The sequence below is a fragment of the Mycobacterium sp. genome, assembly GCF_052143115.1.
In the GTDB taxonomy this organism is placed as follows: Bacteria; Actinomycetota; Actinomycetes; order Mycobacteriales; family Mycobacteriaceae; genus Mycobacterium.
This window is the reverse complement of the sequence record NZ_JBKQTQ010000066.1, coordinates 1-20279: the sequence shown is the minus strand read 5'-3', so window position 1 is coordinate 20279 and position 20279 is coordinate 1. Positions and strand designations below refer to the sequence as shown.

Genomic DNA, 20279 nt, shown 5'->3' with positions numbered 1-20279 from the left:
TCGGTGGTCAAGCCAACAGCTCGGACAGCGCTGAGCGTAAGTCGCCAGCTTTGGGCACGCCCGACGCTCGGTATCGCTGGCGCCCGTCCGCATCGAAGATGAACGTGGTGGGTAACGACAGCACCGAAAGCCGCCGCGCGGCATCCGGATTGGCGTCCATATCGATTTCCACATGCGCCACCCCGCCTAGGTCTTCGCTGACCTGGTCGATCACTTGGCGCACCCGGGCGCACGGCCCGCACCACGTCGCGCTGAAGTGCACGAGGGTCGGTCCGGTGCCAGACAAGCCGAGGTCGGTGGTGTCCACTTCGCGAGTCGATTCGGTATCTGATGCCCGGACGGCGCCGGCACGGCGGGTGAGCAGCCACCCGAGGCCGGCGGCCAGTGCGAGCACGCCCAACGCTGCCACGATCGCGGTAATCATGTGCGCCGCTCTCCCCCGCAAGCGGGTGGGGGTACCCCCAGCCGCGCAGCGGCGAGGGGGCGTGCCCCCACCCCATCGCTAATCCTCTGATTGTCGCTGGCGCGGATCATGGCCGGTTAAACCCGTCGAGGGTGATAGTTAATCCCGTGGTGATTCCCTCGATGATCACGTCGGAGCCGCGGGCGCCCTGGCTCGTGGGCGCCACCCCGAACGGAAGTCTTTGATCGGGCAGCTTGCCGGCGAACGCGGCTAGCACTGCGTCGCGCTTGTCGTCGGGAACCTTCTGGTTGGCGGTGTTCGGGCCGGTCAGCACCCCGGTGGGGGTGAACACCAGCGTGGTTTTATCGTCGCCAGCCATCGAGAGGTCGACGGAGACGCTGACCTGTTTGTCGAAGTGGGCCGATTTCGGGGTGCCGCTGAACACCAGACCGTGGTTGCTAGAGATCCCCGATTCGGTAGTTCCGCCGGTCGCGTTGTTGGTCTCCTGGGGCGGCGCCTCGACCATCAGATCGCGGATACCGATGTAGCGGCCCAGATGCAGCGAGCCGATGATGATCCGGCTCTCCAGCTCGCCGACCCGAAGCTTGGCGTCAGGTCGGATCAGCCACGACGCGTCGGTCAGGTCGACCGAGTGCATGGTGGCCTCCAGCGTGGCCTTGCCGATCACCGGACGATCTACTCCGGCGGCCTTGATTTCCACGTCGTCGTAGCGATCCCGCATCGCCTGGGGGATTACCGGAAAGCCGAGAATCGCGACGAATGGGTCGAAACCCAGGTGACCCGTGTCGCGAACGGTGCGGGCCAGCCGATACTCCGCGTAGATGGTGGTTCCAAAATCGACAGCCGCGGCTCCGACGAGCACGATCACGATGGCCAGCACCACCGCCGTCGAGCCGACCAGCACCTTACGCATCCGCATATTCTGGCGTACCGCGTCGTCGTCCCCGCGCGGGATCGGGTCTGCCCGCGTCGCCCTCAGAGCGTTCCGGTCTGCATCGTCCCCGCGCTGAACACTAGGGTTCACGCTATCGTTAAATAACCTGGCCGATAACTTCACATCTCGCCATGAATTTGGGAGACGCCTTTCCCACGACGCTGGAGGGGCTTGTTTGGACTTGCTACTGCTGACCGCGGAGCCGCACCCGGACGTGGTCCTGCCGTCGTTGTCGCTGCTCGCCCACACCGTGCGCACGGCGCCGCCCGACGTTTCTTCCCTGCTGGAAGCAGGTAGCGCGGACGTACTGATCGTCGACGCGCGACTCGACCTGCCTGCAGCGCGCGGCCTGTGCCGGTTGCTGGGTTCGACGGGCCGCTCGATTCCGGCGGTGGTGGTGGTGAACGAGGGCGGCCTGGTGGCCGTCAACGCCGACTGGGGTCTGGACGAGATCCTGCTGCCCAGCACCGGGCCCGCCGAGATCGATGCCCGGCTCCGACTGCTGATCGGCCGGCGCGGCAGCATGCAGGACCAGGAAAGCGTTGGCAAGATCACGCTTGGCGAACTGGTGATCGACGAGAGCACCTATACGGCCCGGTTACGCGGACGTCCGCTTGACCTCACCTACAAGGAATTCGAGCTGCTGAAGTACCTGGCACAGCATGCCGGCCGGGTGTTCACCCGGGCACAGCTGTTGCACGAGGTGTGGGGATACGACTTCTTCGGTGGCACTCGGACGGTCGACGTGCACGTGCGTCGGCTGCGGGCGAAACTGGGGCCGGAGTACGAATCGTTGATCGGCACCGTACGCAACGTGGGCTACAAAGCGGTCCGCCCGACCCGCGGTCGGCTGCCGGGCAGCGAGCCCGCCGCCGAGGACAACGAATTCGATACAGAGAGTCGCCAAGACCCGCTGGTCGATCCGCTGCACAGCCAGTGACGTCACCCGAGTGGCGGGTGGTGCTGGCCGCGGAGGAGCAGCAGCAGATACGTGAACTCGTCAGCGTGGCGGCGGAATTCGATGAAGTGGCACCGGTCGGAGAGCAAGTTCTGCGGGAGTTGGCACATCGGCGCACCGGGCACCTGCTGGCCACCGGCCGTGATCCCAGTGGCGGCGACCGAGTCATCGGTTATCTGAATCTTTCTCCGGGGCAGGAAGATCGGTTCGGCATGGCGGAGTTGGTGGTGCATCCGCAATCCCGCCGACGTGGTATCGGCGCCGGAATGATTCGTGCCGCATTATCTAAAACCGCTGGGCAGAATCATTTTTGGGCGCACGGAACGCTGGAGTCGGCGCGAGCGACCGCCTCAGCATTAGGTCTGGTGCCGGTTCGAGAACTCATTCAGATGCGCCGCTCGCTGGACGGCATCGCAGAACCGGCGATACCCGACGGGGTCCGCATCCGGACCTATGCCGGCACCGCCGACGACGCGGAGCTGCTGCGGGTCAACAATGCCGCGTTCGCCGAGCATCCAGAACAGCGCGGCTGGACGGCAACCGACCTGGCCGAGCGACGCGCCGAGCGGTGGTTCGACCCCGAGGGGCTGTTCCTGGCCGTCGACGAGCAGACGGACGCCCTGCTCGGCTTCCATTGGACGAAAGTGCACCCCGACGAGCCCGGCCTGGGTGAGGTTTATGTCGTTGGCGTCGATCCGTCCGCACAAGGCACCGGTCTGGGTGGACTGCTGACGTCGGTGGGCGTCGCGTTCCTGGCGCGGCAACTGGCCGGAGCGGCCCAACCGACGGTGATGCTTTACGTCGAGTCGGACAACACCGCCGCGCTGCGGACCTATCGGCGCCTGGGATTCACCCAGCACAGCGTCGACACCGCCTATGCGGCGTCCACACCCGGCTCTACCAGCGGCGGCGCCGGCGTCCGCTGAGCTGTTCACTGGGCGTTCACGTGACATGCGAATGCCGTCTACGCCCGGGGCATACTTTCCGGATAGCCGGGCTATGGCTGCTGGGAGACTCAGTCGCGGACAAAGTCATTGAGAAAGTGAGACTGGTGAAGCTTCACCCGCTGGGGAGGGCGTTGGTGGCGGCGGTGTCGACGACTGTGGCCGCGAGCCTGATGTTGACCGGCTGTGGTAGCAACAATAACCTCCACGGTATGTCGGCACCGAAGGGGCCGGTGAACTGCGGCGGTAAGAGCGACCTGACCGCTGAGGGCTCCACAGCTCAGCAAAACGCGATCGCGTTGTTCAACAAGGACTGGGCTCAGCTGTGTCCCGATAAGCAGCTGGCATACAACCCGACCGGGTCGGGCGCCGGACGTGAGCAGTTCATCGCCGCGCATGTGGATTTCGCCGGCTCGGACTCACCGCTGAGCCACGACCAGATCGATCCGGCGGCCAAGCGCTGCAACGGAAACCCGGCCTGGCATCTGCCGATGGTTTTCGGGCCGGTCGCGGTTGCCTACCATCTGGACGGCGTCAAGCAGCTGGTTGTCAACGCTGACGTGCTGGCCCAGATCTTCAGCGGCGGGATCTACAACTGGAACGATCCGGCCATCGTCGCACTCAACCCCGGCGTGGCGCTGCCTGACAGGAAGATCTCGCCGATCTACCGGTCCGACTCCTCAGGTACCACTGACAACTTTCAGAAGTATCTGGCCGCGGCCGCCCCGAAGAGTTGGACCAGGGGCACCGGCAGCGAGTTTCAGGGCGGCGTGGGTGAGGGTGCGCAGAAGTCCGCCGGCGTCATCCAGGCCGTGCAGTCCACGCCCGGCGCCATCGGGTACGTCGAGAAAGGCTTCGCCGATCAAAGCGGCGTGCCGTACGCGCAGATCAACGACGGCAGCGGCGCGGTGGCGCTCAGCGACGACGCGGCGCGCAAGGCCATCGACAGCGCCACCTTCGCCGGCGTGGGCAACGACTTGAAACTGAATCTGAAATCGCTTTACAGCACCAAAGCGGCCGGTGCGTACCCACTGGTGCTGGCCACCTACGAGATCATCTGCTCCAAGGGTTACGACCCGGCCACCACCGCCGCCGTCAAGTCGCTGTTGACGGTGGCCGCCGACAACGCTCAAAGCGGTCTTCCGGCCGCCGGGTACGTTGCGTTGCCGGATCAGTTCAAACATCGCCTGCTCGCCGCGATCAACGCGATCCAGTGATCAAGCCGATTGACCTGTGGCCGAAGGCTTTTGATTGATGGGAGCACAGTGACAACGCCGAACCCAGCCGATGCCGGTTCGGGTGAGGTCGTCGCCGCAGCTTCGCTTGAGCCGACGGCTACCCGCTCCCTGCCGTGGGGCAACGGCAAACGGGGTCGTGGCGACCGGCTCTTTCACGGACTGTCCGAGGGCTCGGGAGTCCTGATCGTCGTTTTGATCGCCGCAATCGGCGTGTTTCTGCTCGTGCGTGCGATCCCCGCCTTGGCGCGCGACAAGGAGAATTTCTTCACCTACGGCGGCAACTGGGTCACCACGAACACCTCGGCGATGCATTTCGGCATCTTCGACCTGCTGCAGGTGACGGTGTTCGCGGCGTTGTTCGCCCTGATCCTGGCGATGCCGGTTGCCTTGGGCATCGCGATTTTCCTGGCCCAGTACTCACCGCGCCGGATCACCGGACCACTGGCCTATCTGGTCGACCTGCTCGCCGCGGTCCCGTCGATCATCTACGGGGTCTGGGGTCTGTACGTACTGGCACCGCGGCTGCGACCGATCGCGACCTGGCTCAATGAACACCTCGGCTGGTTTTTTCTGTTCGCGACGGGCAACGCCTCGGTTTCCGGTGGCGGCACCATCTTCACCGCAGGGATTGTGTTGGCGGTGATGATCCTGCCGATCATCACCGCGGTCACCCGCGAGGTGTTCATCAAAACGCCGCAGAGCCACATCGAGGCGGCGCTCGCGCTCGGCGCCACCCGCTGGGAGGTGGTCAAGACCACCGTGCTGCCGTTCGGACGTTCCGGCTACATCAGCGGCGCCATGTTGGGCCTGGGCCGAGCGCTGGGTGAGACCGTCGCATTGCTGATCATTCTGCGCGGCACCCAGGCGGCGTTCGGCTGGTCGCTGTTCGACGGCGGCTACACCTTCGCGACCAAGATTGCGGCCACCGCCTCCGAGTTCAACAACCAATACAAAGCCGGTGCCTATATCGCCGCCGGGTTGGTGCTTTTCCTGCTCACCTTCGTGGTCAACGCGATGGCGCGCGCCGCCGTCGCCGGCAAGGACACCCGATGACCTCGATCCTGGACCGCCCACTCAAAGCGCGCACATTCACCGCTCTCAGCCTGCGGCGACGGCTGGCCAACGCGATCGCGACGGTGCTGGTGACGCTGTCGGTGGCGGTGGCCCTGATACCGCTGGTCTGGGTGCTCTATTCGGTTGTGGCCAAAGGTCTTAACGCCGTCAGATCAAGCGAGTGGTGGACGCATTCCCAAGCCGACATGACGGCGTTCTTACCCGGTGGCGGCGCTTACCATGCCATCGTCGGCACGGTTATGCAGGGCCTGGTATGCGCGATCATCTCCATACCGGTCGGCATTTTCGTCGCCATCTACCTGGTCGAATACGGCGGCGACACCCCGCTGGGCAAGCTGACCACGTTCGCGGTGGACATCCTCACCGGGGTCCCGTCGATCGTGGCCGCGCTGTTCATCTACGCGCTGTGCATCGCCACGCTCGGCATTCCCCGGTCCGGTTTCGCGGTGTCGCTGGCGCTGGTGCTGCTGATGCTTCCGGTGATCGTGCGTGCGACCGAGGAGATGCTGCGGATCGTCCCGGCGGACCTGCGCGAGGCCAGCTTCGCGCTCGGCGTGCCGAAGTGGAAAACGATCACCAGAATTGTGCTTCCGGCCAGCCTGTCCGGCATCATCACCGGCGTCATGTTGGCGCTGGCCAGGGTAATGGGAGAGACCGCCCCGTTGCTGATCCTGGTGGGCTATTCGCAGGCGATGAACTTCGACATGTTCACCGGCTTCATGGGGTCGTTGCCGGGCATGATGTACGACCAGACCTCGGCAGGCGCAGGTGCCAACCCGATTCCCACCGACCGTCTTTGGGGCGCCGCCCTGACGCTGATTCTGCTGATCGCCGTTATTAATGTGGGGGCCAGGGTGGGCGTGAAAGTCTTTGCGCCGGAGACGCTAGGCAGGAGCTTTAGTGGCTAAGCGGTTAGACCTCAAGGACGTCAACATCTATTACGGCTCGTTCCAGGCGGTCGCAGACGTTTCGCTAACCGTGCTGCCCCGCAGCGTGACGGCATTCATCGGCCCGTCGGGCTGCGGCAAGACGACAGTGCTACGCACGCTGAACCGGATGCACGAAGTTATCCCCGGTGCCCGCATGCAGGGCATGGTGCTGCTCGACGATGATGACATCTACGGCCCGGGGATCGACCCGGTAGGTGTGCGTCGTGCGATCGGAATGGTCTTCCAGCGGCCAAATCCGTTTCCCACCATGTCAATTCGCGATAATGTGGTGGCCGGGCTGAAACTGCAGGGCGTCCGCAACCGAAAACTGCTCGACGACACCGCCGAATACGCGCTGCGCGGCGCAAACCTGTGGGACGAGGTCAAGGACCGGTTGGACAGGCCGGGCGGCGGGTTGTCCGGCGGTCAGCAGCAGCGGCTGTGCATCGCACGGGCCATCGCCGTGCAACCCGATGTGCTGCTGATGGACGAGCCGTGCTCGTCTCTGGACCCGATCTCGACGATGGCGATCGAGGATCTGATCGCAGAGTTGAAACAGGAATACACCATCGTCATCGTCACCCATAACATGCAACAGGCGGCGCGGGTCAGCGACCATACCGCGTTTTTCAACTTGGAGGCTGTCGGAAAGCCGGGCCGCTTAGTGGAGGTCGACGACACCGAGAAGATCTTCTCCAACCCGACTCAGAAGGCCACCGAAGACTACATCTCCGGCCGCTTCGGATAGCCCGACGACGATGCAGGCCGAAACGGCCTGAGGTGGGGGCACGCCCCCTCGCTTGCGGGGGCAAGTCGGGCAATGGGGCTCAGCCGGACTTGGCTACGGCTTCGTCGTCGGGGAAGCGACCTGTCGCCTGGAAGATGACCCGGCGCGCCACCTCGACGGCGTGATCGGCGAACCGCTCGTAGAACCGGCCAAGCAACGTCACGTCCACCGCTGAGGCCACCCCGTGCCTCCACTCCCGATCCATCAATACGGTGAACAGGTGGCGGTGCAGGTCGTCCATCGCGTCGTCTTCTTCGCGAATGCGCGCGGCCTTTTCCGGGTCGCGGGACTGCAGCACTTCTTGCGCGCTGTTACCCAATTCCACAGCCAATCTGCCCATCTCGGCAAAGTACCCGTTGACCTCTTCGGGTAATGCATGCTGCGGATGACGCCGGCGGGCGATCTTGGCGACGTGTAGGGCCAGCGCCCCCATTCGGTCGATGTCGGCGACCATTTGAATTGCGCTCACGATCGACCGAAGGTCGCCGGCGACGGGTGCTTGCAAGGCGAGCAACACGAAAGCGCTCTCCTCGGCGTGGGTGCTCAGCTCTGCGATCTTCTCGTGATCGGAGATGACCTGTTCGGCCAGCACCAGATCGGCCTGTAGCAGCGCCTGAGTTGCACGTTCCATCGCAACACCGGCCAGCCCGCACATCTCGCCGAGTTGTTCGGAGAGTTCAGAGAGCTGTTCGTGGTACGCGGTCCGCATATCGCAAGCCTACGTTCTGAATCCACAGACCGGCATGAACCCGCATGAAGTGGGGCATGAACTCACGGTGAATGCCGGTTTTCGTTCAGTTCCTCGACGGCGGTTGCCGCTATTCGCAGGTGGTGTCGGCGGCGTTGGTCACCGACAAGTCCTCCGGAAGCTCGGTCGGTGGTGTGCTGGTATTGCGGTCGACCTGCACGCTGACCGACGAGCCGGCGGGCGGGGGAGCGCTGACCGAAGAGAAGTCCGGGCCGAGCACCACCTGCACCACTTGCCCAATTCCGGTGACCCGCTTGACCTTTGGGTTCGCCAACGACGCCGCGACGGTGGCGGCGGCCTTTTCGTTGCCGGGCGAGAAGAACACCGTGGTGGATTTCAGCGAGCTCGGGTAGTCGTCGGGCGTCTTGACCTTGAAGCCGTGGTGCTTCAGCTCGGTGCTGGCGATGGCAGCCAGACCCGACTTGGCGGTCGAGTTCGACACCCGCACGGTGATGTCCTGCGGTGCCGCCGTCACGGCCTGGACCTGCTCGGGATGCGGCTCGGCCGACGGGCTCGCGTGGGGTGCCTTGCTGGTCAGCGACTTTGTGGGCGGGTTCGATGTCGCGTTCAGGTCGTTTTCGCCCGGCAGCGGATCGTCGTTGATGATCGCGTCGAAAAGCGCCCGCATGTCGGAGGTGCGCGGTGGTTCGTCGCCGTTCTCGTCGGTGATGCCGGTCGGCACGGTCACGAAGGAGACGTGGCCGGCGGACATGCCCTGCACCGACTGGCCGAGCTGGACGAGGTCTTTGGTCTTGACGTTGTCGACGTAGCTGTTGCCGATGAACATGTTCACGACGTTGTTGAGCTTGCTCAACGAAAAGAAGGTGTCCTTGGAGATCAGCGAGCGCAGCAGCGACGACAGGAACAGCTGCTGGCGCTTGATGCGCCCGTAGTCGCCGTTGTTCTCGGTGGTGACGTTGCGGGCCCGCACGTAATTCAGTGCGGTTTTCGAGTCGATCAGCTGACGTCCGGAGTGCGCCAGCACGGTGCCCAGCTCGTCGTCCTTCAGCGGGGCGGTGCTGCACACCTCCACGCCGCCGATCGCGTCGACCATCTTGGCGAAGCCGGCGAAGTCAACGGCGATGAAGCGATTGATGCTCAGGCCGGACAGCTTCTGGATCTCTTTCACCAGACACTTCGGCCCGCCGAAAGAGAAGGCCGAGTTCAATTTCGTCTCGGTGTAGACGTTTCTCGGGCCCCACTTCTTGGTGTCAGAGTCATAGATGGGGCCGTATTTCCCGGTGTCGGGGTTCCATGCCTCGCATTGCATCGGGGTGATCGCCAGGTCGCGCGGAAACGATACTGCGACAACGCGTTTCCGGTTTGCCGGGATGTTGACCAGCATGACGGTGTCCGACCGGGCGCCGCCGGCGTCCTCGGTGTCGCCGGCGCCCATATCGCCGTTCGCCCCGGCACGGGAGTCGATGCCGACGATCAAAAAGTCCTCGTCGCCGTACTGACCGTTCGGGTCGACGATGTCCCGCGACTGAGGGTCCAGTGCGCTGACCGTGTTGAGCCGGTGGTTCTTTGTCGCGCTCCACTGCCAAGCCCCGCCGGTCAGGGCGAGCGCAGCGGCCGCAATCGCGGCGGCCGTCAAGCGGCCCGCCAGCATTACCCCGTTGCGCCTGCCCTTCGGCTTCCGCTTGAGAATCTCGTCAGCTGCGGGCTCGTCGACGATCCGCGCCGGTCGGGTCGTGACCGGCGTTCTCGGCAGAACGGTGGTCCGCTCGGTGTCGGCACCGCCGGTGCGGGCCTCGAGGTGGCCGGCCTCGAAGTCAGGCAACGGAAAGTCATAGGCCGGGGAGACCGGCACCGCATAGGCGTCGTATCCGTCGTCATGCTCATCGCCGGGCCGAGCTGGGGCCGCTTCTGGCGGTTCGAGGTCAGGTGCCGCGTGATGCCGGCTCGGCCGGGTCGCGGTCGGGCCGCCGATCTTCGCGATCAGGTCGGCGACGGTGAGCCCACCATCGGTATGGCATCCATGTGGCTCGCCGTCTTCGTCGGCGACAGGCTCGGTTGGCGGTGGCGGTCTTAGTGACCCCCGAGCGGCGACGACGACTCCTTGCGAGGGGGCTGCGATTCGTTCCCACGGCGCGGCGCCTCGCGATCCCGGCGCCGTTGCGGTAAGCCCTAGATCGTCACCGTCGACGCCCGAGGCGCGCGGACGACCGGAAGCGGCATCAGGAGTGGCTTTATCGGCGCCAAAGTCGCCGTCACTCATGTCTTACCCGGCCTCCGAATCTGATGAGGTGCCCGACGTACAACAGGGCAGCGCCGGCGCTGGCAATGCTGCAAATCCATGCGACCGGTTTGGTCGCGTCGTGTTTGTCGGTCGTGCCGCGGCGGTGGCCGAGCTCGTTAGGGCTTCGCCACCGGCGTGCGACGCAACAAGTTCCACATCGTATCGAGACATCTGCCGAAACGCGATGTCGGGATCGACCTGGATCGTCCGTTCAGCCGCCCGAGTGCATGATGTCGGCCCCCGCGGGCACCGTGCAGTCATCGCGGTCGGCCAGCCAGCCGTCCGGCAGGGCCACCCGAGCGGGTGACCCCTGGCGCCCGCGCGGCCCGGTCGCCGCGGTCGGGAACGGCACGTCGGCGTCGAGTTTGTCCAGCAGAATGTCGAGTTCGGCGCGTGTTTTGACCAGCGCCAGAGCACGTCGCAATTCGGATCCTGCCGGGAAGCCGTGCAGGTACCAGGCGATGTGCTTTCGAATATCGCGCATCCCCTTGTCCTCGCCGAAATGGGCGGCGAGCAGCTCACCGTGCCGGCGGATGATGTTCGCGACCTCGCCGAGATCGGGCGGGGTAGGCGGCGGGCTGTCGGTGAACGCGGCCGAGAGCTCGGCGAACAGCCAGGGCCGGCCCAGGCAGCCCCGGCCGATGACAACGCCGTCGCACCCGGTTACCGCCATCATGGTCAGCGCATCGCTGGCTTCGAAGATGTCGCCGTTGCCGAGCACCGGGATCGTCCGCACGTGTTGCTTGAGCTGCGCGATCTGCTCCCAATCCGCAGTTCCGGAATAGCGCTGGGCGGCGGTGCGGGCATGCAGCGCGACCGCGGCCGCGCCTTCGGACTCCGCGATCAGGCCCGCGTCGAGATGGGTGTAGTGGGCGTCGTCAATGCCGATCCGGAACTTGACGGTCACCGGGATGTCGGTGTCCTCGGTGGCGCGCACGGCCGCCGCGATGATCTGGCCGAACAGCCGCCGCTTGAACGGCAGCGCCGCCCCGCCGCCACGGCGGGTGACCTTGGGCACGGGGCAGCCGAAATTCATGTCGACATGATCGGCAAGTCCCTCGTCGGCGACCATCTTCACGGCCGCATACGTGGTGGCCGGGTCGACGGTGTAGAGCTGCAGCGACCGCGGCGATTCGTCGTCAGAGAACGACGTCATGTGCATGGTGACCGGATGGCGCTCGACGAGCGCGCGTGCCGTCACCATCTCGCACACATAGAGCCCGCTCACCATTCCGACGCGGGCCTGCTCCAGTTCGCGGCACAAGGTGCGGAACGCGACGTTCGTCACACCCGCCATCGGAGCCAGCACCACCGGGCTGGCCAACGCGATGGGACCAATCCGCATTGCCGGCTACCGTCGGCTCAAGGACAGCTTGCCCTCGGTGTTGTGCAGCTGGCGAGCGGTGAGCCGCAGGTCGCCCCTGCGGGCTTCCCGCTCGAGCTGGCGCTGCTTGGACACCTCAAACTTGTCGCAGGCCACCTCGAGCTGGTTGATCAGCACGGCAAGATCGTCGCGCAACCGGGCGGCCTCGCCGGTGAAGTCATCACGCTCGAAAATGCGCCACTTCTTCAGCACCGGCATCACGACCTCGTCGAGGTGGATACGCGGGTCATAGACGCCGCCGACGGCGATCATCACGGCTTTGCGGCGGAACTCCGGCACCGAGAATCCGGGCATCTTGAAGTTGCGCAGCACGCGGTGCAACGCATGCATCGCCTTGTTCGGCGCGATCTCGAGGCCGGCTTCGGTGACATCGCGGTAGAAGATCATGTGCAGGTTCTCGTCCTGCGAGATCTTGGCCAGCAGTTGATCAGCGAGCGTCTCGTTGCACGCCCTTCCGGTGTTGCGGTGCGAGACGCGGGTGGCCAGTTCCTGGAACGTGACGTACACGACCGAGTCGAACAAGTTCTCGGCTAACAGGTCGCCTTGTTGGTTCTGGCCGGGGCTGAAACCCCTGTTCACCACCTCCATACGCAGCTTCTCCAGCTCGACCGGATCGACGGCGCGGGTCACCACCAGGTAGTCGCGCAGCGCAATCCCGTGCCGGTTCTCCTCGGCGGTCCAACGGTTGATCCATTGACCCCAGGCGCCGTCCATGCCGAAGCTCATCGCGATCTCGCGGTGGTAGGAGGGCAGATTGTCCTCGGTCATCAGGTTCTGGACCATCGCGACCTGCGCGACGTCGGACAGTTGGGACTGCCCGGGCTCCCAGTCCTGTCCGCCGAGTGCGTAGTAGTTCTTGCCGTCCGACCACGGAATGTAGTCGTGCGGGTTCCAGGGCTTGTGCACGCTCAGATGCCGGTTCATGTACTTCTCGACGAGTGGCTCGAGTTCACGCAACAAGTCGAGGTCTTGCGGATCCGGCACGGTGTCTCCCAGTTATCTGTGTCTGTCGGCCTCAGCAATATATCTGTGTATGCCGGTGACATTCAAGTTCCAACCCGGCAGATTATTTCGTGGCGCATGATCGCCCTAGTGGGTCGCGGCCCGGCTGAGCAGCATTTCTACGCAGTAGTCGATGAACTGTTCACGGCTGGCCGCCAGTCGCCCGTCCAGGTAGGCGGTGAACAGCGCGGTCAGGCCGCCGATCAAACTGGTGGCGATCATCTTTTGCCGCACCGGGTCGCCGATTTGGGTCAGCTTGCGCTGTAGCAGGTCGATGAAGCTGGGCATCCACTCTGCACCGGACCGCACCAGCACCGGCTCCACCGCCGGGGCCAGCAACAGCACCCGGCCGCGCACCGGGTCGTCGACCATCAACGCGACGAATCGCTCAACGGCTTCGCGCGGTGTGGTCGCGGACATCAGCGCCGACATGGCGCGTGCGCAAACGTCGTCGTAGACGGCGCGGACGAATTCGTCTCGGTCGGTGAAGCTTTCGTAGAAGTAGCGTTCCGTGAGCCCGGTCTCACGGCATACCGCCCGCACCGTCACCGCCGGGCCGCCTTCCCCACCGAGCAGTTGCACACCCGCCGCGATGAGTTCGTCTCGCCGCAGGACCTGGCGATCCTCCAAGGGAACGCCGGACCAGCGGCCCCGTCGTTGACCGGACGGCACATCACTCCTAAGGTCTATAATGACAACGCATGTAGTCAGGTTGGCTGATACCGACAGGAAACTTCGCCAGTGACTCAAGATACGTCTGAGGCGTACCCGCTGACCAGCACACGCGCTGCCGACGAGGTGGCGAGCGGAGCGGTTGCGACCGGTTGCCCGGTGTCGCCGCTGGGGTATGACGCCCCGCCGCAGCCGCTGGGCCCGGACTCGCTGACCTGGCGGTACTTCGGTGACTGGCGCGGCATGCTGCAGGGCCCGTGGGCCGGGTCGATGCAGAACATGCATCCGCAACTGGGTGCGGCCGTCAAAGAGCACTCGACGTTCTTCCGCGAACGCTGGCCGCGGTTGCTGCGGTCGCTGTACCCGATCGGCGGCGTCGTTTTCGACGGCGACCGCGCGCCGACGACCGGCGCCGAGGTGCGCGACTATCACGTGGACATCAAGGGCACCGACAGTCTGGGCCGGCGCTATCACGCGCTGAACCCCGACGTCTTCTACTGGGCGCACTCCACGTTCTTCGTCGGCACGTTAATTGTGGCGGAACGGTTCTGCGGCGGCATCACCGAAGCCCAGAAGCGCCAGCTGTTCGACGAGCACGTGCAGTGGTACCGCATGTACGGCATGAGCATGCGGCCGGTGCCGAAGACCTGGGAAGACTTCCAGGTCTATTGGGACCACATGTGTCGTGAGGTGCTAGAGAACAACTTCGCGGCGCGCGCGGTGCTCGACCTAACCGAGCTGCCCAAACCGCCCTTGCGCAATGGCTTCCAGACCGGCTCTGGGTCATACAGCGCAAGCTGTTGGCGCCGTTCTTCGTCTGGCTGACGGTCGGCCTCTACGACCCCGCGGTGCGGGAGCTGATGGGCTACAGCTGGTCGCGTCGCGACGAGTGGCTACACCGCCGGCTCGGCGACGTCGTGCGTCTGGTTTTCGCCTTCGTGCCGCCGCGCTATCGCAAGCACCCGCGGGCCCGCGGCGGGTTGGACCGCGTCAGCGGCCGCATCCCGGCCGACGCGCCGCTGGTACAGACTCCCGCACGCAACTTGCCGCCTCTTGACGAGCGCGACAGCCCAAAGCACTACTGCCCCAACGTCTAACCGCGACGACCGGGCCCGTCAGCGCGGCCGTGGTCAGCTGTGTGCGTGGTTGTGAGGTTCCTCGAGGCCGGACTGATGCACGTGTCCGTGGCTGTGCTCGGTTCCGTCGTCGTGGGTGTGGGTGTGCTCGTGCTCGACGTGCTCGTGGTCGTGCGCGGTGTGGGCGTGCGTGTGAGCGACCCCGCCGTGCTCGTGTTCGTGCGAGTGCGGCCCTTCATGGTTGTGCTGCTCACTCATTTGTGATCATCTCCTTTGTGTGAAACACATTGTGTTGCTTGGTTGTAACGCCTAGGTAGCTGACAGCTCAGCTACCCTTCTGCTGCCGGTCCACCACCCGCAGCCCGTCGTCGACGCGGTGATGCCGCGGCACCCCGGGACCGGCGTGCTCGGCGTTGAAGACGGCGTCGACGACGAGTTGTCGAACGTGATTGTTTTCCAGGCTGTAGAAGATCGTCGTGCCCTCGCGGCGCGTCCGCACCAGCCGTGCCATCCGCAACTTGGCGAGGTGCTGGGACACCGACGGCGCCGGTTTGCCCACATGCTCGGCGAGTTCATTGACCGACATCTCGCGGTCGGCGAGCGACCACAGCACCTGCACACGAGTGGCGTCGGCCAGCATCCGGAACACCTCGACCACCAGGCTGACCTGGTCGTCCGGCAACCGGGCCTCCTCGTTATCTGCATGCATACGCAGATAGTAGCGCAGTCGTCGACGCTGTCAAGGGCGCCGTTCGCCGGCAATAACTAGGTGATCTATATTGTTTGGGAAACGCCGAGATGGGAGCCGGAATGTCCTTGCGAAGCGATAGCGACAGCTGGGATCTGGCGACCAGCGTGGGTGCGACGGCGACGATGGTTGCCGCCCAACGGGCGCTGGCCTCAGCTGCTGGGCTGATCGACGATCCGTTTGCCGCGCCGTTGGTCCGCGCGGTGGGCATCGACGTCTACACCCGCCTGGTGAACGGCGAAATACCGGTCACCGACGACACCGAATTCGATCCGGACCGGATGGGGCGGGGGATGGCGGTCCGTACTCGGTTCTACGACCAATACTTCGTCGACGCGACGCACAACGGCATCCGCCAGGCGGTCATCCTGGCGGCCGGTCTGGATGCGCGTGCCTACCGCCTGCCCTGGCCGAAAGGCACCGTCGTCTACGAGGTCGACATGCCGGAGGTCATCGATTTCAAGACCTCCAAGCTGAGCAACCTCGGCGCCGAACCGACCGCCGACCGTCGAACCGTTGCTGTTGATTTGCGCGAGGATTGGCCTGCGGCCCTGCAGGCCGCGGGCTTCGACACGCAGGCCCCCGCGGCGTGGAGCGCCGAGGGGTTGGTGGTCTATCTACCGCCCGAGGCGCAGGACGCCTTGTTCGACAACGTCACCGCGTTGAGCGCCGTCGGCAGCCAACTGGCCTCCGAGTTCGTCCCTGACACGACGATTTTCACGGATAAGCGCTGGCGTGCCCATCACGAACGGATGAGCGAGCTCGGGTTCGACCTCGACTTCAACGACCTCGTCTACCACTTCGAGCGCAGCCACATCATCAAATTCCTGACCCAGCGTGGCTGGCAGGTTTCGCACCGCACGGTCGCGCAGATGCATGCCGCCAACGGCTTCGTCTACCCCGACGACGAAGTCGCGGCCGCCTTCGCCGACGTGACCTACCTCAAGGCCGTGCTGCGCTGACCCGCCACTAGTGCAGCCGCGGCAAGACCGCGGTGCGGTAGAAGTCGATCGCGGCCAGCGGATTCCGCTGTGCAAAGCGCATGAACGGCGTCGCGCCGGCGTCCAGAACCGCCTGCACCGCGGTGATGTGGGTGGCGGCGTCGGTGCCGGTGGTCCAGCCGTGGATGACCTTGTCCAAGGGGTTGGCTTCCGCTGCGCGTTGGATGTCGACGGGATTGGGCTGGTCGACGGCGCCGCCGGTGAACCGCCACAGTTCTGCGGCGCTGGTGATTTCGTTCTGGTCGCCGACGACGGCGAACATTTCGGCTCGCTTGCCCAGGGTGGTGGGATCGCGGCCGGAGTCGTGTGCACCCTGGTTGAAGGCGGCCACCAGCTTTTGGTCTTTGACACCGCTGGCTTCGGTGATCCAACCGTCTCCGTACTGCCCGGCCAGGTGTGCGCTTTTGGGTCCGCCCGCGGCCACGAAGATCGGCGGCGGCGCCGGCGGCACGTCGTAGAGCTTGAGTTGGTTGGTCTGAAAGTATCGTCCTTGGAACGAGATTCGCTGTCCGCTCCATAGCTGCCGGATGAGTTGGATGGCTTCGATCAACCGGTCGTGGCGCTCCAGGTACGGTCCGAACTGGGTGGTGGCCGCTTGCTCGTTGAGCCGCTCGCCCGTTCCGACGCCAAGGAAGACCCGGCCAGGGTAGAGCAGCGCCAGCGAGGAGAACGCCTGGGCGACTGTCGTCGGGTTGTAGCGGTAGATGGGGCATGTCACACCGGTGCCGAACGGGATGTGGGTGGTGTGCTGGCCCACCAACGCCAACGTGATCCAGGGGAACATCGAATGTCCCTCGTTGTCCTGCCAAGGCTGGAGGTGGTCGCTGACCCACAGGTAGCGGAAGCCGGCTTGCTCGGCCGCTTGGGCCTGGTCGACGAGCTGTGCTGTGGTGAATTGCTCGTGTCCGAGCACTAAGCCCACACCCGGTCCCGACGGCGGCGGCGGAGCGGCCGGTGTGGATGGCGAGCCGGCGGGCTGCCTGGAGCCGCTGCAGGCAGCTGCCAGTCCGGCGGCGCCCACCACGCTTGCTCCCGCCGCGAGTTGCCCGAACGAGCGCCGTGATATTCCTCTCATGCGCCCGGGATTACCCGGAATCCGGCATGGCGTCAACGGCGGCGGTCGTTCGAGCGTCATTAACCAGCCGAGGTCATGCTCGGACACCGGTGCCCCCACTAGGACTCGAACCTAGGACCTGCGGATTAAAAGTCCGTAGCTCTACCAACTGAGCTATAGGGGCGCGAGGCATAAGGATACTGGGTGCTCGGCGGCGTGCGTTTGAGGATTCGGTCCATGGTGACCTAAGCTGACGTGGCTCGAACGTAACCTTGTTGTGAGTACCCCGGAGAGATTCGGTTCTGGCCCCCTTCGTCTAGCGGCCTAGGACGCCGCCCTTTCAAGGCGGTAGCGCGGGTTCGAATCCCGTAGGGGGTACGCGACGCGGCGACGCGGAGCAAGCAGTACAAGCGAGGCCCTGTGGCGCAGTTGGTTAGCGCGCCGCCCTGTCACGGCGGAGGTCGCGGGTTCGAGTCCCGTCAGGGTCGCCGTCGAGGCACACGATGCCTTCCGGCCAGGTAGCTCAGTCGGTATGAGCGTCCGCCTGAAAAGCGGAAGGTCGCCGGTTCGATCCCGGCCCTGGCCACCAAGATTAGTGCAGTTCAACTGCTATTTTTGCTCCGTCGTCGAACCGCGCATCTTCGAATCGGCCTTGGCGATGGGGCCAATATGGGGCCAAAACGAGGCGCCGCCATTGGCCCGTCTTCTCATGTGCTCTGACTTAGGTCGTCGAGGGAGTCGAGTGCGGCCGCGATGTTGTCGAGCTCGTCATCGAAGAGATCTGCGTATGTGTGGGCAGTGACCGTAATGGACGCGTGCCCCATAGCTTTCTGCAACAGCCGAAGGTCGGCGCCGGCCCGGCGGGATAGCGAGGCGTAGGTGTGGCGGAGATCGTGCACCCGCATCTTGTCGCGGCCGATTTTCGTGATCGCCGCTTTCCAGTTGACCGACCGCTTCCAGTTCTCTAAACCCAACCGCGACCCTCGCGGGGAGGTAATGGCCGGAGCGCCCGGCGTGCGGTTGTCGAGTCGTGCCTTCAGCGCAGGAACCAGACGTTCCGGAATCGGCACCGAGCGCCGACCCGCGTCAGATTTCGGATTACCCTCGACGAGTCTGCCTCCGACTTGGGTGATAGAGCGGCGAACCCGAATGCGCCTGGCCTCGACCTCGACATCTTCTACGTTCAGTCCGGTCAGCTCGCCGAACCTCAAGCCGGAGTAGGCGAGGATCAGCACGACGTCGCCTTGAGTCCCACAGGCGTCCGCTAGATCGGCGACTTCTCTTGCGGTTAGGTAGGTATGCGTGGTTCGCCGCATCGGCGGGAACTTGGTTCGTGTTGCCGGGTTCTTCGCTATGAGCCGGCCGTCGTCGATGGCGTAGTCGAGCGACATCTTGAGAACCGTATGTGTCCATCGGACAGTCCGCGGGCTGAGCCCTGACGCCGACATCTCATTTACCCACCGCTGAATGGACTCGTGGTCGATCTTTGCGATCGGCCAGTTGCCAAAGCGCGGCTGGATACGCAGTCTCCAGTTGTCTTCGTATCCGCGGCGGACTTTAGCGCTGAGGTCGGGGCGCGAAGTTAACCAGGATCGGTATACCGTTTCCAGCTCGGTCCTGCCGCCTCGTGGGTCGAGGGACTCGCCGGTGGCGCTGCTGGTGACCAGCTTGGCTTCGAATTGCTTGGCAGCTCGCTCGTTGCTGAACGTCTTCTTGCGCTTTGAACGGTCTGGCAGCCGCCATTGCACGTCATAGCGGACGCCGGCTTTGGTCTCTCGTCGCCGAATCGACATGGTCGCCTCCCCAGATCAGCTTATTTCCGGCGCGCAAGGTCATACCGGTTCTGCCGCAGCACGTTTAGCTCTGATAGGAGGCTAAGCCCACGGTCCGACAGAACCGCATCAGATTCGGGCCGATTCAATCCATTGGTCGACATCATTCCGGGCCCACCGCCGATGCCTGTTGCTGAGCCGGATGTGGTGTGGCCCCGGAGCCGGCATTCCGCGTTCTCGCTTGGCTGCCCAGTCGTGGAGCGTAGAGACGGGCACACCAGTGATGTCATGGACTTCTTCGGCCGTAAGCATCTCGCGACCGTCGGACAGGGATTTCGTCATGGCAGACTCACTGAGGTTGGAGGGTGATGAGGCCGAAGCCTCCGCTCTTCGTTGGGCGGTATCACACAACTGTAAGTAGATATCCACACCCTCTCGTGCACAATTTTCGGCCATACCTCCACCAGCCAGTCGACCTGGAGACGTGCGGCTTGTTGACGATGTCCGCCGTGATGAGCCAAAGCCGCTGTCCCACAAAGTCGCCCAGTTTGTCCAGCTGTTCCATCCGGTGTATCTGTTCGCGACGGCGCACCTGGTCCACACACCGCTGTCGACAGCACACACCTCGACCAACACCCTCATGCCCACCCCGCTACGCAACCCATCACCTCAATCCCGTAACCCCCTAAAATCACTGCATCCGTTGCACTTACACGACACCGTCCCACAACGTGTCACCTCTCATCCGCACCCAAATTTCTGCACGGCACATTTGCACAGCGTGCGAGAATGGTTGTGGCACAGCAGGTGCCACAACCTCGGTCACCGGAACCGGTGCGCCACAGTCACCGTGGGTGGGTGGATCAGGTGTTGACGATCTCCAAGCTCAAGCGGTGGTCGATCAACTACTACATCGACACCGCCGCGGCCGCCCAGACCGCCAGCCGTGATGTGGCGCGTGCGGGTGGCGGGTTGGGGGAGTACTACTGCGAGCACGAAACCCGCACGCCGACATGGTTGCTGGCCGGCGACACCCACACCGTCGCGAGGTTGGTGGGTCTGGCTGATGTTCAGCGCGCCGGGGGAGAGGCCGACGCCGAGCTGGTGGCCCGCTGGCTCGACGACGGCGTGACACCCAACGGTGCACACGGGCGCGCGTTCGGGCCGAGCAGTGTGCACGGCTTCGATCTGACGTTCTGCGCACCCAAGAGCGTGTCGCTTGTCCGGGCGCTTCGCGGCGATGACGTGCTCGCCAAGGCGATCGCCGACGCCCACACCACCGCGATGACCGA

The 20279-nt window shown here is 64.7% G+C and carries 20 protein-coding genes, 4 tRNA genes and 1 pseudogene; 12 read left to right on the top strand and 13 right to left on the bottom strand.

The genetic code is table 11. The features are described 5' to 3' along the window. Nucleotides 1-7: 7 nt before the first annotated feature. Together ACLQI9_RS07260 and lmeA are read right to left on the bottom strand one after the other, a co-directional pair. Nucleotides 8-421 (bottom strand): TlpA family protein disulfide reductase, encoded by a 414-nt coding sequence (locus tag ACLQI9_RS07260; protein WP_442391422.1) that lies wholly within the window; start codon nt 419-421, stop codon nt 8-10. A 109-nt stretch (nt 422-530) separates the two neighbouring features. Further along, nucleotides 531-1343: a mannan chain length control protein LmeA gene (gene lmeA, locus ACLQI9_RS07255; protein WP_442382871.1), complete on the bottom strand. Its 813-nt coding sequence runs from the start codon at nt 1341-1343 to the stop codon at nt 531-533. A 190-nt stretch (nt 1344-1533) separates the two neighbouring features. Here lmeA and ACLQI9_RS07250 point away from each other — a divergent pair, with 190 nt between their 5' ends. From ACLQI9_RS07250 to pstB, 6 genes are all read left to right on the top strand, one after another. Next, nucleotides 1534-2298 (top strand): winged helix-turn-helix transcriptional regulator, encoded by a 765-nt coding sequence (locus ACLQI9_RS07250; protein ID WP_442382870.1) that lies wholly within the window; start codon nt 1534-1536, stop codon nt 2296-2298. Continuing rightward, complete coding sequence (gene mshD / locus ACLQI9_RS07245; RefSeq protein ID WP_442382869.1) at nt 2295-3242, top strand: mycothiol synthase; 948 nt, start codon at nt 2295-2297, stop codon at nt 3240-3242. The genes ACLQI9_RS07250 and mshD overlap by 4 nt, the downstream gene beginning before the upstream one ends. Before the next feature lie 125 nt (nt 3243-3367). Further along, nucleotides 3368-4477 (top strand): phosphate ABC transporter substrate-binding protein PstS, encoded by a 1110-nt coding sequence (gene pstS / locus ACLQI9_RS07240; RefSeq protein WP_442382868.1) that lies wholly within the window; start codon nt 3368-3370, stop codon nt 4475-4477. Nucleotides 4478-4525: 48 nt separating this feature from the next. Then, nucleotides 4526-5551 carry a phosphate ABC transporter permease subunit PstC gene (pstC, locus tag ACLQI9_RS07235; RefSeq protein ID WP_442382867.1) on the top strand — a complete coding sequence of 342 codons (1026 nt, stop codon included), beginning with the start codon at nt 4526-4528 and terminating at the stop codon, nt 5549-5551. Further along, on the top strand, nt 5548-6480 hold the full coding sequence (gene pstA, locus ACLQI9_RS07230; protein WP_442382866.1) for a phosphate ABC transporter permease PstA: 933 nt from the start codon (nt 5548-5550) through the stop codon (nt 6478-6480). Before pstC ends, pstA begins: the two co-directional genes overlap by 4 nt. Next, complete coding sequence (gene pstB, locus ACLQI9_RS07225; protein WP_442382865.1) at nt 6473-7249, top strand: phosphate ABC transporter ATP-binding protein PstB; 777 nt, start codon at nt 6473-6475, stop codon at nt 7247-7249. The genes pstA and pstB overlap by 8 nt, the downstream gene beginning before the upstream one ends. A gap of 79 nt (nt 7250-7328) precedes the next feature. On the opposite strand, the gene phoU is transcribed toward pstB, so the two are convergent. The 5 genes from phoU to ACLQI9_RS07200 form a co-directional block, all read right to left on the bottom strand. Next, entirely contained in the window at nt 7329-7997 is a 669-nt protein-coding gene (phoU, locus tag ACLQI9_RS07220; protein WP_442382864.1) for a phosphate signaling complex protein PhoU, read from the bottom strand. A gap of 109 nt (nt 7998-8106) precedes the next feature. Next, nucleotides 8107-10257, bottom strand: coding sequence for an LCP family glycopolymer transferase (locus tag ACLQI9_RS07215; protein ID WP_442382863.1), 2151 nt, complete (start codon nt 10255-10257; stop codon nt 8107-8109). Between the two features lie 232 nt (nt 10258-10489). After that, nucleotides 10490-11623 carry a tRNA dihydrouridine synthase DusB gene (gene dusB, locus ACLQI9_RS07210; RefSeq protein ID WP_442382862.1) on the bottom strand — a complete coding sequence of 378 codons (1134 nt, stop codon included), beginning with the start codon at nt 11621-11623 and terminating at the stop codon, nt 10490-10492. A 6-nt stretch (nt 11624-11629) separates the two neighbouring features. Next, complete coding sequence (locus ACLQI9_RS07205) at nt 11630-12646, bottom strand: acyl-ACP desaturase (RefSeq protein ID WP_442391402.1); 1017 nt, start codon at nt 12644-12646, stop codon at nt 11630-11632. Between the two features lie 105 nt (nt 12647-12751). Further along, complete coding sequence (locus tag ACLQI9_RS07200) at nt 12752-13336, bottom strand: TetR/AcrR family transcriptional regulator (RefSeq protein WP_442382860.1); 585 nt, start codon at nt 13334-13336, stop codon at nt 12752-12754. 69 nt (nt 13337-13405) lie between these two features. Between ACLQI9_RS07200 and ACLQI9_RS07195 the strand changes: the two are divergent. After that, a pseudogene (locus ACLQI9_RS07195) lies at nt 13406-14433 on the top strand (oxygenase MpaB family protein). A 33-nt stretch (nt 14434-14466) separates the two neighbouring features. Here the strand turns inward: ACLQI9_RS07195 and ACLQI9_RS07190 are convergent. Beyond that, the gene (locus ACLQI9_RS07190) at nt 14467-14670 is read right to left on the bottom strand and encodes a zinc transporter Slc39a7 (RefSeq protein WP_442382859.1); all 204 of its coding nucleotides are present in this window, start codon (nt 14668-14670) and stop codon (nt 14467-14469) included. A 67-nt stretch (nt 14671-14737) separates the two neighbouring features. Continuing rightward, on the bottom strand, nt 14738-15121 hold the full coding sequence (locus ACLQI9_RS07185; protein WP_442382858.1) for an ArsR/SmtB family transcription factor: 384 nt from the start codon (nt 15119-15121) through the stop codon (nt 14738-14740). Between the two features lie 101 nt (nt 15122-15222). Here ACLQI9_RS07185 and ACLQI9_RS07180 point away from each other — a divergent pair, with 101 nt between their 5' ends. Continuing rightward, nucleotides 15223-16122 (top strand): SAM-dependent methyltransferase, encoded by a 900-nt coding sequence (locus ACLQI9_RS07180; RefSeq protein WP_442382857.1) that lies wholly within the window; start codon nt 15223-15225, stop codon nt 16120-16122. Between the two features lie 7 nt (nt 16123-16129). On the opposite strand, the gene ACLQI9_RS07175 is transcribed toward ACLQI9_RS07180, so the two are convergent. Continuing rightward, nucleotides 16130-17236 (bottom strand): F420-dependent hydroxymycolic acid dehydrogenase, encoded by a 1107-nt coding sequence (locus ACLQI9_RS07175; protein ID WP_442382876.1) that lies wholly within the window; start codon nt 17234-17236, stop codon nt 16130-16132. A 90-nt stretch (nt 17237-17326) separates the two neighbouring features. Beyond that, a tRNA-Lys gene (locus ACLQI9_RS07170) sits at nt 17327-17399 on the bottom strand. 121 nt (nt 17400-17520) lie between these two features. Here ACLQI9_RS07170 and ACLQI9_RS07165 point away from each other — a divergent pair. The 3 genes from ACLQI9_RS07165 to ACLQI9_RS07155 all read left to right on the top strand — a co-directional run bounded on the left by ACLQI9_RS07165 (nt 17521) and on the right by ACLQI9_RS07155 (nt 17804). After that, nucleotides 17521-17593, top strand: a tRNA-Glu gene (locus ACLQI9_RS07165). Between the two features lie 36 nt (nt 17594-17629). Further along, a tRNA-Asp gene (locus ACLQI9_RS07160) sits at nt 17630-17703 on the top strand. A gap of 24 nt (nt 17704-17727) precedes the next feature. Next, a tRNA-Phe gene (locus ACLQI9_RS07155) sits at nt 17728-17804 on the top strand. Nucleotides 17805-17922: 118 nt separating this feature from the next. On the opposite strand, the gene ACLQI9_RS07150 is transcribed toward ACLQI9_RS07155, so the two are convergent. Both ACLQI9_RS07150 and ACLQI9_RS07145 read right to left on the bottom strand, forming a co-directional pair. Continuing rightward, nucleotides 17923-19008, bottom strand: coding sequence for a tyrosine-type recombinase/integrase (locus tag ACLQI9_RS07150; protein ID WP_442377834.1), 1086 nt, complete (start codon nt 19006-19008; stop codon nt 17923-17925). Between the two features lie 108 nt (nt 19009-19116). Beyond that, complete coding sequence (locus tag ACLQI9_RS07145) at nt 19117-19299, bottom strand: helix-turn-helix transcriptional regulator (protein WP_442391420.1); 183 nt, start codon at nt 19297-19299, stop codon at nt 19117-19119. A 555-nt stretch (nt 19300-19854) separates the two neighbouring features. Between ACLQI9_RS07145 and ACLQI9_RS07140 the strand changes: the two genes are divergently transcribed. Then, nucleotides 19855-20279: relaxase domain-containing protein (locus ACLQI9_RS07140; protein WP_442391418.1), on the top strand; the 425-nt coding region annotated here is incomplete at its 3' end.